General features: G+C 41.0%; 7 protein-coding genes and 1 tRNA gene. 4 read left to right on the top strand and 4 right to left on the bottom strand.

Annotated elements, in window-relative coordinates; all coding sequences use genetic code 11:
* Positions 1 to 94 precede the first annotated feature (94 nt).
* Positions 95 to 1,294, bottom strand: coding sequence for a 3-phosphoglycerate dehydrogenase family protein (locus FCN14_RS14795; protein WP_138432064.1), 1,200 nt, complete (start codon positions 1,292 to 1,294; stop codon positions 95 to 97).
* 383 nt (positions 1,295 to 1,677) lie between these two features.
* On the opposite strand from FCN14_RS14795, the gene FCN14_RS14800 reads away from it, so the two are divergent.
* Complete coding sequence (locus tag FCN14_RS14800) at positions 1,678 to 2,670, top strand: ABC transporter substrate-binding protein (protein WP_171032956.1); 993 nt, start codon at positions 1,678 to 1,680, stop codon at positions 2,668 to 2,670.
* The gene (locus tag FCN14_RS14805) at positions 2,667 to 4,457 is read left to right on the top strand and encodes a histidine kinase dimerization/phosphoacceptor domain -containing protein (RefSeq protein WP_138432066.1); all 1,791 of its coding nucleotides are present in this window, start codon (positions 2,667 to 2,669) and stop codon (positions 4,455 to 4,457) included. The genes FCN14_RS14800 and FCN14_RS14805 overlap by 4 nt, the downstream gene beginning before the upstream one ends.
* A gap of 172 nt (positions 4,458 to 4,629) precedes the next feature.
* Here the strand turns inward: FCN14_RS14805 and FCN14_RS14810 are convergent, their stop codons facing one another.
* The 3 genes from FCN14_RS14810 to recJ all read right to left on the bottom strand — a co-directional run bounded on the left by FCN14_RS14810 (position 4,630) and on the right by recJ (position 8,592).
* Complete coding sequence (locus FCN14_RS14810; protein WP_138432067.1) at positions 4,630 to 6,375, bottom strand: sensor histidine kinase; 1,746 nt, start codon at positions 6,373 to 6,375, stop codon at positions 4,630 to 4,632.
* Between the two features lie 355 nt (positions 6,376 to 6,730).
* Positions 6,731 to 6,803, bottom strand: a tRNA-Phe gene (locus FCN14_RS14815).
* 76 nt (positions 6,804 to 6,879) lie between these two features.
* Entirely contained in the window at positions 6,880 to 8,592 is a 1,713-nt protein-coding gene (gene recJ / locus FCN14_RS14820; RefSeq protein WP_138432068.1) for a single-stranded-DNA-specific exonuclease RecJ, read from the bottom strand.
* 386 nt (positions 8,593 to 8,978) lie between these two features.
* Here recJ and FCN14_RS14825 point away from each other — a divergent pair, with 386 nt between their 5' ends.
* On the top strand, positions 8,979 to 10,148 hold the full coding sequence (locus tag FCN14_RS14825) for a Glu/Leu/Phe/Val dehydrogenase dimerization domain-containing protein (protein WP_138432069.1): 1,170 nt from the start codon (positions 8,979 to 8,981) through the stop codon (positions 10,146 to 10,148).
* A gap of 95 nt (positions 10,149 to 10,243) precedes the next feature.
* Positions 10,244 to 11,149, top strand: coding sequence for an Hsp33 family molecular chaperone HslO (hslO, locus tag FCN14_RS14830; RefSeq protein ID WP_246043185.1), 906 nt, complete (start codon positions 10,244 to 10,246; stop codon positions 11,147 to 11,149).
* The last annotated feature ends 176 nt before the right edge of the window (positions 11,150 to 11,325 follow it).

Here is an 11,325-nt window from a genome sequence, read left to right on the forward strand (position 1 = left end):
AGGACTGGAACTAATACCTAGCCTTAAGGGAGCGCCCGACAGCGAACATATTCTTTTACAAATGGGCAAATGGAACAGAAAAATAAGAATCAGCCTAACTCTCCAACAACATAGCGCTGATCACCTCGTCGTGTCGCGTCTTAATATTGTTGAAGGTCTCGTCAGAAGGTTTGGCATCAAGCTGGATAGTACAACAGGCTGTCTTTTTACCTTCAAATATGACGTTTTCGAGCTCTTGAGCATTAATATCTGCATTTTTCAGCTCGTTCATTACATTGGCAATAACGCCGGGCTTATCGAAATGACGAACTACCAACTTCCACGGTGCATCGGTGTGAGCACAACGGTTTAGCCAATTCCTAACCTCACCCTTCTGCAGATATCCGTGAACAATATCTACGGCATCGGAGGCTACGGCAAGCTGTGCCTGTTTGGTACTGGCCCCTATGTGGTGTGTTAGGTAAACATTATCCAGTTCCTGAAACCGACTTTCTACCTCCCCCTGTTTGTATTCCGGCTCATCTTCAATTAAGTCGAGACCGGCCTTAATACGTCCCGACTTCAACTCTTCGTAGAGAGCATCTTCATCCACTACCCCCGCCCGCGCCGTATTGATAAAGAAAGCACCATCTTTAAGCAGGGAGAGTACCTTTTTAGAAATTATACCTTTAGTGTCGGGCGTCATAGCAAGGTGGACACTCAGGATATCGCATTCACTGGCAACCTCCTCCACACTTTCAGCATAAACGACCTCCATTTCCTCGGCAATTTCAGGCGTCAAAGAACGAGACCAAGCCATAATATCCAACCCAAAAGACCTTGCCCTTTTTATCACTTCCTGTCCAATTTGTCCCACTCCGATAATACCCAGCGTTTTCCCGAAAAGCCCATCGGCCTTACCGTAGTCTTTCTTGTTCCAGATACCCTCCCGGAAGTCACTCACATTATCAGCGATATAACGATCAAGTGACAAGATAAGTCCCATTGTAAGTTCGGCAACAGCAATAGAATTTTGTCCGGGACAGTTTGCTACATAAATACCCGCATTGCTGGCCGCTTCAATATCTATGGTATTTACACCCGCACCGGCACGAATAATCAGCATCAACCGCGGACTATTTTGAATAAAGGTTTCGGTGAGCTCTGTTGAACGGACAATCAAAATATCAGTGTCATCCAACCCCTGCTCAAGATCACTGCTTGATACAGTAGGATCAAACTCAACATCCAGCCCCAGTTTCTTTAGTTCATCAATAGCTTGCTGTGGCAGTTTATCGGCAACAAAAACTTTCATAATAAATAGGAGACTTTAAGAACTTTAAGTTACTTCATTTTGGGAATCTCGCACCCAACAGGATACGGATATATAATGATTGGTAAATAATGAAGAAAGGACTAAAAAGCCAGTGACCATCAGTAAAAGTGCGTTAACTTTTAAAAGGATATAGATTTCATTTTTTACAAAATGATATATCTACGAGATAGCCAAATCCCCTGGTAAACAATAAAAGTAATGCTTAAGAACCGTTGGCAACAAAAAACTTCAGGGAACAACGTCGAATCCATTCTTGAACCTGGAAGTTTTTAGATAAATGATAAAGCCCTTAACTTTGTTTTATGTGTAAGGCAGAAATTGATAATATCACTTTCATACAATACACCTATAGTTTTCTTTATATGAAGAAACTTTTAATCACTGCATTGCTATCCCTGTTTGTTTTTGGATGTGAAAAGGAACCAACCCGGGTAGATGTAGGTATAACCACCTTTTGGGGCGAGGCTGCATTTTATGTGGCCGATTCTGAAGGCTTTTTTCAACAAGAGGGCTTAAAAGTCATCACTCATGAACATTCGGCAGGTAAAAAATCACTAAAAAAATTATACGAAGAAAAAATTGACATAGCACACGTTGCTGAATTCCCCGTGGCAGAAGCTCTTTCGGGGACACAAAAATATGTTGAGGATAGTGATATCAACCTCAAGATATTTAGCGAAATGATCTATACCAGCAACAGTCAAAAAGTTATTGCCCGATACGATCATGGTATTAAGACAGCACAGGATTTAAAAAATAAAAAGGTTGGCATCTACCAAGGAACCACTTCGGAATACTTTTTGGATACTTTTTTATTAGAGCACGGTATAAATGAACAAACTATTGAAGTAGTAAATGTTGAAATACCCAACCATCAAAAAGCTTTAAAAAACGGCAAAATAGATGCTGTGGTGAGCTGGGAACCTTATGCTTCCGAAATTCTATCAACTCTAGGAGATGAAGTCCACCAACTTAACTCCGTTCTTGGGCATTCAACGTTATGGATGGCAACATCATCCGCCAGATACATCCAAAAACATCCCGATATCATTGTAAAGTATCTTCAAGCACTGAAAAAAGCAGAAGATTATATTCAAACGCATCCAAAACAGGGCCAAAAGCTGATAGCCCAAAAAACGAACACTTCACGTGAAACTATTCGTAAGTTGTGGGACTCAATTGAATATGAGCTTTCCATAAGTCAAAGAATGCTATCACTCCTTCAAGATCAGCGGCGATGGTTACGAGCAGAAAAGTTCATTGATGATACCACAGAACTAACTGATATTAATAAAGCCCTCTACTTTCAAGCACTTAAAAAGGTTAATCCCAAGGGCTTAACAGTTATAAGATGACTATTAGATCTCGTCTAAATACTGTTGTACTTCTTTCTATTACTATGGTTGGGGTTCTTTTCAGCTTCCTGTTTTATACAAGCTGGCAAATAAGCACTAGTCTTGACCAAATAAACAAAGTAAAAGAGTTCTCAAAAACGGCTTCGGAGCTTAATATTATTTCTGAGCAATATCTAACCTATCGAGAACGACAATATTATACAAAGTGGCATAAGCTCTATGGCGAATTGCAAGAGGCAAAAGGCAAAATAACAGAATTCCCCACCCGTGCAATGGTCTCAAACGCACTCCCTTCTATAAAACAAACATTTACCTTAATTAAAACCATAAATGATAAACCAGAACTATACAGTAACCCGCAAAGAAAAGAACAACTTTTAAGGCATACGACGGCGCGCATGCGCTCAGATATTCAGCTGCTTCTATCTACATCTCACAGGCTTCAAGAAAGTCACCTCCAACAAGTTGAAAAACTGGAAATCTATCAGCGCCTATTAGCATTATTTATACTTATTCCGGGTGTCAGTTTTATCATTTACATGATATTCAGAGCTCGCAATCAGATTTTGAGCTCCCTTGAAAAACTGCTCAAAGGTACACAAACAGTTGCAGAAGGGGACTTAAATAAGGAGATCTCTATTGATGGTTTTGAAGAACATAATAAGCTGGCCCATGCCTTTAATAATATGACAAGTGAATTGAAGGAACACATAGAGGAAGAACAAAAATTACGCAAAAAAGCGCAACACAATCTCAAACGATGGGAAAGCTTAGTTGAACAAGATCCAAGCCTCATTGTAATCCATGTAAATGGAGAAATTAAATTTATTAATGCCGGTGGATTAAAAATTATAGGGGCCCAATCTTCTGATTACATCATCGGAACACAAATCACTGATTATATTTCTAAAGCCCAACAGAAAGAGGCTTTACTACAAATAGAACAAGTAGAAAAAGATAAAGAAGAAATAGATCCAACGGTATATAAAGTAACCCGATTAGATGGTGAAGACCGCCATCTTCAAATCCAGGCCGTGCCCATCACTTATAACGGTCATGAAGCTACTCAAATAGTGGGCATTGATATCACTAAACACATAAATTATGAGGAAGAACTGCAGGAAACATTGGAAGAAAAAGCTGAGCTTCTGGATGAAAAATCTGTGCTTCTGCAGGAAATCCACCATCGCGTAAAAAATAACCTAGCCATTATTTCTGGTATGGTGCAGCTACAATCAATGGAAAGCACCCACGAAGCGGTTTCCAGAGAACTTCAGGACAGTCAGCTTAGAATTCAATCAATGGCACTCATCCACGAATTGTTATATGATACTAAGAGCTTTTCGGAGTTACAGTTTGCTGAACAGATCCGTAAATTGGTTGATTCAATTACAAAAACACTAGAAACCAGTACTTCAATCAACGTTGACTTTCAGCTTACGGATGTCACACTCAATGTAAACCAAGCAATTCCCTGTGCTCTCATCGTTAATGAACTGGTAACAAACGCTATCAAGCATGCTTTTCCGAACCAAAAAGAAGGGAACATCACTATTACACTCAATAGGAATGGACCTACACTCCAACTTTCAGTTTCTGATAATGGATCTGAAATGCCAGATAATTTTGATCTCCATGAAGCTTCAACATTAGGTATGCGTATTATCCAGAACTTGTGCAACCAGCTTGATGCATCATTTGAATATATCCGGGATAATGGTAGTACGTTCACACTCTCTTTTGAAATTAGAGACCAAAAAGGAATAGGTAATGCACAGTTGAATTAATATGGATCTGTTAGCATAGGTTTTGGAATAAAATCTCTCTACTTAATAAATTGTTTCCCAAAAATAACGGCAGTATCTCAAGAAAAACCGGCATTAAAAATATTGCAAAAACATACAACCAATAGCTCCAGATTCTTATAAACAGAACGGCTCTTAAGATAAGGTATGCTGTTCAACTTATTGGGAATGTAATCTGGAAAGTCGCACCTCCATTCTTTGAGGGCACACTAAATTCTCCTTCCAGCTGTTCAGCCAGTGTTTGGACCAGTGTCATCCCCAGAGATTGTTGATTCTCAACCTTAAAATCATCGGGCAGCCCCTTTCCATTATCGGTTACGCGGAGTTTCCCTAACCCATTTTCTTTTGTTAATGTTATCTGTACCTTTCCCTCAACCGCCTCCGAAAATGCATGTTTATAGGAGTTATTGAGCAACTCATTTAGTATCAAACCAATGGGGACAGCCTTAGTGATCTCCATACTAAAGCTTTGAACTTCTCTAGAAATGGTAATATTTTTTTTATCTGATCCAAAAGAGTTTACAACCATTTCCGCAAAATCTTCAATGTATTCCTCCATTTCTATCTCAGATAAAGTTTCTGTCTGATATAGTTTTTCATGGATCATTGCAATGGAATGAATCCGAGACTGAGTATCACGGAGAATAGGTTTTACTTCATCACCGGACTCATTTTTCTGCAGTTCAAGCAGGCTCGATACAACGGCCAGGTTATTTTTTACGCGATGATGAATCTCCTCTAATAGCGTCTGTTTTTCTTTTAGAGATTCTTCTACTTCTGCTTCATGTTCTTTGCGATCAGATATATCCCGAACGGTTCCTACGATAGCAGTTGGATCACCGTTAGCATCTCTCACCAAAGAACGTTGAATATTAACCCAAATATAATTGTCTTCTTTTGTTTTTAGTCGAAACTCATTTTCCGTTTCAAACTGATCACCAACTCCTTTTTCTCGCAGCTGTTGTATTTCTTGGCTAATCCTTATACGATCTTCGGGATGGATACGATCCAATATAAATTTTGGACCTTTATTCAATAGCAACTCAGGTGAATAGCCGAGCATATTTTCAACGGCAGGACTCATATATTCATAATACTTAAACTCAGTATCCATTTGATAAATAACATCACGGGAGTTTTGTAGCACAGTCCGAAACTTAGTTTCGCTTTCAAAAAGTTCCTGGTTTAGATTATCGATATTCCTAAAGAAACTACGAGTAATGACGTACCCTATAATAACGAGAATCAACCCCAACCCCACTATAGACCAAAAAAGCACGCTCCGAGCCCAACGAGCACCTGCAACCATTGTTGCCGAAAAAGAACTTTCTAACTTGCTTAGCTCCTGATCCAAACGGTAAACCTCCTGTATATACTGATTCTTGGCGTCGTCATTCATACCATTTTCTTCGATAGCCCGGTGTAGTGCCGTCCCCATGCTATCCAGTTGCGCTATTTTTTGGTCTCCTTGCGCCCAAATCTCAAATGCCTCCTGCAAATACCCTATATGGTCATGAAATCGGGTGAGCCATATCATGAGATCAACGTCATCGGGATGAATATCAGTTGATTGCACCACTCTAGAAGTCAAATCATTATCCATCTTGCCTGACAGCAGCGCTTTACGGCTGATGGTAAACACCTCATGAACCTTCAACTTTTCTTGAAACTGTTTGTATAGTCGCTCATCTTCTTTAATGCAGTATTGGATAAGCAAAAGGGCAGCTTCTTTTTGGGTTTTGGCCCAATGCCCTTCTGCTACTACATAGGCCCGAAGGGCAGAATGTGTTTTTGTACCATAATGGGTTGCTACAGCTATAAATAGGGCCAATACTACAAATACAGGAATTAAGCCAATATTTCCCTTCTTGTTACGAAGTTGCTTCCCTTCTTTAAACATATATTTTTATTTTTTACCACTCCCCAGAGCTGATGATGTCATTTTCGCTTTCACAAAAATAAAAGGCTACCTAAAGACTTTTAATCTATTATATCCACATAATTGTGTATTTACAAATAAAGACTTCAAAGTCTCTTTATAGAATTAACTTAGCTTTACAAGAAATGTAGATAGGAAATGAGTATCTCTTATAAGCTATACCCCTTATGAAGGGTATATCTTTACAAAATTAAGCCAATTTAAGGATTAGTCCTATTTTTGATAATCTGATTCTTTAATACTCCTTTGATTACCTCATACCAGATTGGCCAAAAATAAAAAAGCCCCACGACTCACAGAGTCGCAGGGCTTTGCGTGGGACCGGCCGGAATCGAACCGGCGACACCGCGATTTTCAGTCGCGTGCTCTACCGACTGAGCTACAGTCCCGAGTGCAATAAGAGTTGCCAAATATAAAATCTTTTCCACTTTATACAAAGAGGAAATCCCGACTTTTTATGATTTTCTATTCCCGGATCTTCACATCGCGCAGTCGTACCTGCAGAGTTCGGCGTCCGTTCCAGTGGTTCTCTTCCAGAGAGTAGGCGATATCCAGCTTTTGGTCATTGCTATTACGTACCTTAGGAAGACAATCGTGCATATTGAAACCAATCACATCAAAAGCACCCGATCCGTTTTGAGAGACTTTCATCTTCAAGTGCCCCTTACCTACAACCGTAGGAACACCCTCAACATCCACATCACGGCTCACAAAGATCGGCCGAAGGTTACCCGGACCAAAAGGCTCAAACTGACTTAACAGTTTCCAAAATCCCATATCTACCTTACTGAGATCCAGATCACAATCGATTCTTAGCTCCGGCACAAAATCCTGTTCCGATAAGTTATTAGCTGCAATTTCATCGATACGTTTCCGAAACTCCTGCAGGTTTTCTTTCCGTATTGTCAGCCCCGCGGCATATTCATGTCCGCCAAACTGTTCGAGCAGATCTTCACATTTTTTAAACGCATCGTAAATATTGAAACCATCGATACTGCGGGCTGAACCTTTAATTTTACCGTCTACTGTACTTAACATCACGGCCGGTCGTCCGTAGGTATCTACCAAGCGTGAGGCAACAATGCCGATAACACCTAAGTGCCAATCAGGCTGGTGTAGTACCATCGACGAAACCTTGTCCAAGTTATAGTCTTGGTCTACTATCGCTTTGGCTTCTTCCATTGTTTGACTGTCTTTATCACGGCGAGCCACATTAATACTTTCCAGCTCGTTGGCCCGCGAACGCGCCTCAGTCCGTGTTTCAGAAATAAGAAGAAGTACGGCCTTAGTAGCATCACCCATGCGCCCGGCCGCATTAATTCGTGGACCAATGGAGAAAACGATATTCGATGTACTTATAGATCCAATATCTAAATTAATAAGATCGAGCAATGCTTTTACTCCCACCCGGGGATCGCTGTTGATCTGCTTGAGCCCCTCGGCCATCAATATGCGATTTTCATCCTTTATTGGCACAATATCCGAAGCAATGGAGATGGCTACAAGATCCAGCAGCTCAAAGGCCATATCTTCGCTAAGGCCCAGCTTTTTAATTGTCCCCTGTATCAGTTTAAAACCAACACCCGCCCCCGAAAGTCCGTCAAAGGGATAGTTACAATCTTTGCGTTTGGGATCAAGTACGGCCGCTGCATCGGGGATGGTATCACCTACATTGTGGTGATCACAAATAATGATATCAATACCGTGTTCTTTGGCCTGTTCTGTTTCTTTAACCGCGGTAATACCACAGTCTACCGAAACAATAAGATCGGCATCGATCTCAATGGCATAATCGATTCCTTCCTGGTTAATTCCATAACCCTCTTTAAAACGATGCGGGATATAGAAATCCACATCCACTCCAAATCGCTTCAAAAAGATGAAAAGAATAGATGTTGAGGTGGTACCGTCAACATCATAATCTCCATATACCAAAATCTTTTGACCTTCACGGATGGCCTTAGCCAATCGTTCAGTGGCCTTATCCATATCCTTCATCAAAAAGGGATCATGAATAGCACCTAGTTTGGGACGAAAAAATGATTTTGCTTTGTCATAAGAGTCTATACCACGTAACGCCAACAGGTGGGCTATTTTTTCGGAAACGCCCAACTGTTCTTGTAAAGTTGATACAGTCCCTTCCTGTTCTGGCTCTGCATATACCCAGCGAAAAGACATAATTATCTGTTTTTTTCTTTTTTGTCATAAATAGACTATCGGCGGTCAAACCGAACAGCTATACAACTGCCCATCGCAGCGTTATTAATAAAGCTCCAGTATTAAAATACAATTTCGCGAACAAAATTCATCATTACGTCTTATTTTTATTCCGAACTTTTTTAATTCACAACACTTTTTAATAAGCACAAACAACTACCAATTCTGCCGCACTTTTTGTACCTTTGCATACCTTGTGTAATGAAAGTTTTTTCATGCTGGTGCAATATTTTTGCCTTGCTTGCAATGATTTTTACCAGCTAACGTATTAAGGGTCAGCTGCCGACTACAGCTACAATACTGCCTTTGCGTTCGAATAAAAGTGTTAATGATTAACCCCATTTACTATGGAATCAACTACAATAGCCAAAGATACAGATGCCGATATTAGTGAAAATTTCCCGCTATTTGGCAAGCTGCAAAATTATGAACATGAACAAATTGTCATTTGCTCTGAACCCAGCTTAGGGCTCAAAGCCATTATCGCTGTTCATGATACTACCCTTGGCCCTGCTCTCGGCGGCGTTCGCATGTGGCCCTATAACAATGAACAGGAAGCGATCCGCGATGTACTTCGACTTTCTCGCGGTATGACCTATAAAGCAGCTATCTCGGGACTTAATCTCGGCGGGGGAAAAGCCGTTATTATCGGGGATCCCCGAAAAGAAAAAAATGAAAGCCTTTTTCGTGCTTTCGGTCGCTATGTTGACAGTCTCGGGGGACGCTATATCACGGCGGAAGACGTTGGTATCAACGTACAGAATATGGAGTGGGTACGTATGGAAACTAAATATGTGTCGGGGCTTCCTAAATCAATTGGGGGAAGCGGCGACCCCTCTCCTGTTACAGCCTATGGGGTATATCAGGGAATGAAGGCGAGTGCACAAAAGGCATATGGCTCTGACTCACTCGAAGGTAAAAGAATTGCTATTCAAGGTGCAGGCCATGTAAGCTCTCATCTAGCAAATTTCCTCAGCAAAGAGGGTGCAGAACTTTTCATCTGCGATATCTACGAAGATAAAGTTAATGCTGTGGCCGAAGAAACCGGTGCTGAAGTAGTAGATCCGGATGCTATCTATGGACTGGATGTGGATATCTTCAGTCCCTGTGCACTGGGCGGTGTAGTTAATGATGATACTATGGATCAATTTAAGTGTGATATCATTGCCGGCGCTGCGAATAATGTGCTTGATGATGAAGATAAACACGGCAAGATGCTGCTCGAAAATGATATTCTCTATGCTCCCGACTATGTTATCAATGCGGGTGGACTTATTAATGTAGCTAGCGAACTTGAAGGCTATAACGAAGAACGAGCCCACAAACAGGCATCTAAAATTTATGATACTATTTTGGACATCCTGAACTATTCCGAGGATAACGAAACGCCTACTTTTGTAGCTTCCAACATCCTTGCTGAAAAACGCATTAATAATGTGGGACAGATCCACAACATCTACACTTCTGACAGTAAGTTTTCGGGCCATATAGGAGAACTCTACAAGAACAATGTGTAGTAAATTCTATTAGTCATATATCTAAAGGCGGTCCAAATTTTTGGACCGCCTTTTTTGTTGCACATACCTATTTAAAGCGAGATATTTATTCACCTATGATTTCTAAAGACGATTTTATTACCAAAGACCGCCTTATTAAAGGCATTAGCAAAAACGGACATCTTAAAATATCAGTGGTTAAGACTACAGACGTGGTCAAAGCCGCCCAAAAAAAGCATAACCTCTCTCTGCTGAACACAGTATTGCTTGGTCGTGCCCTTACAGCAACCATGCTTATGGCCTCGGAGCTAAAAGGCGAAGAGCGCGTTAAGATGCGTGTTGAAGGGAAAGGGCCAGTAGGTCTACTGGCTGCCGAAGCCAATCGCGTAGGTGAAGTGCGCGGATATGTACAAAACCCACACGTAGAACTTGATTACAGCAATAATGATGTTGACATCAGTGATGCTCTCGGAGTTGGAGTACTAAGCTTCAGCAAAACACTCTATAATGAAGCAGAACCCCGAACAAGCAGCATTGAACTAATTAGCGGAAATATCACTGACGATCTGGCTTATTATATGGTACAATCGGAACAGATACCTTCAGCTGTACTACTTGATGTGGGCATGACGGACGAGGGAAAAGTTAAGGAAGCGGGCGGACTTATCATCCAGCGTATGCCCGATGCTCCTGAAGGCGTTATTGAAGAGCTCCAGGAAAAGATGCTTCAATTTGATTCTATTGATAAGTTATTAGCTGAAGGCAAATATATCGATGATATTATGGACATGGCGATGGATCCCCTCGAAGTCAAAGAGCTGGATCGCCAACCTGTTGACTTTTTCTGCCGATGTACTCGAGAACGATTTATCAATGCACTGGCTATGCTTGGCTACGAGGACCTGAAAGAGATTAGCGATGAAGGGCAAGAACTGATTTGTCACTACTGTAACGAACAGTATAATGTAACACAGGACGAAATCGAGAAGCTCTTAATGGAAACGAAAGCTAAAATGAACTAACACACCCCGTTTTATATGGCTGAATGATAACATGTGGTCATTGTGGGGGGGGGGGGGGAGCGGCATCATGGCGGCCAAACAACTTAATAAAAAGATGTTGATATAGCACTCATCCACATGTCGAATCACCCTCCTTTCCTTGTCGGATTTTGAAGTCCTTTCTGCACCTTTGTTAA

The organism is Fodinibius saliphilus, from assembly GCF_005869845.1.
GTDB classification, from domain to species: Bacteria; Bacteroidota; Rhodothermia; order Balneolales; family Balneolaceae; genus Fodinibius; species Fodinibius saliphilus.

What these genes read in the sequence shown, in the direction of transcription:
- FCN14_RS14810 (WP_138432067.1), bottom strand. Translation starts at nt 6,375, where the DNA reads ATGTTTAAAGAAGGGAAGCAACTTCGTAACAAGAAGGGAAATATTGGC.
- recJ (WP_138432068.1), bottom strand. Translation starts at nt 8,592, where the DNA reads ATGTCTTTTCGCTGGGTATATGCAGAGCCAGAACAGGAAGGGACTGTA.
- FCN14_RS14825 (WP_138432069.1), top strand. Translation starts at nt 8,979, where the DNA reads ATGGAATCAACTACAATAGCCAAAGATACAGATGCCGATATTAGTGAA.
- FCN14_RS14800 (WP_171032956.1), top strand. Translation starts at nt 1,678, where the DNA reads ATGAAGAAACTTTTAATCACTGCATTGCTATCCCTGTTTGTTTTTGGA.
- FCN14_RS14805 (WP_138432066.1), top strand. Translation starts at nt 2,667, where the DNA reads ATGACTATTAGATCTCGTCTAAATACTGTTGTACTTCTTTCTATTACT.
- hslO (WP_246043185.1), top strand. Translation starts at nt 10,244, where the DNA reads ATGATTTCTAAAGACGATTTTATTACCAAAGACCGCCTTATTAAAGGC.
- FCN14_RS14795 (WP_138432064.1), bottom strand. Translation starts at nt 1,294, where the DNA reads ATGAAAGTTTTTGTTGCCGATAAACTGCCACAGCAAGCTATTGATGAA.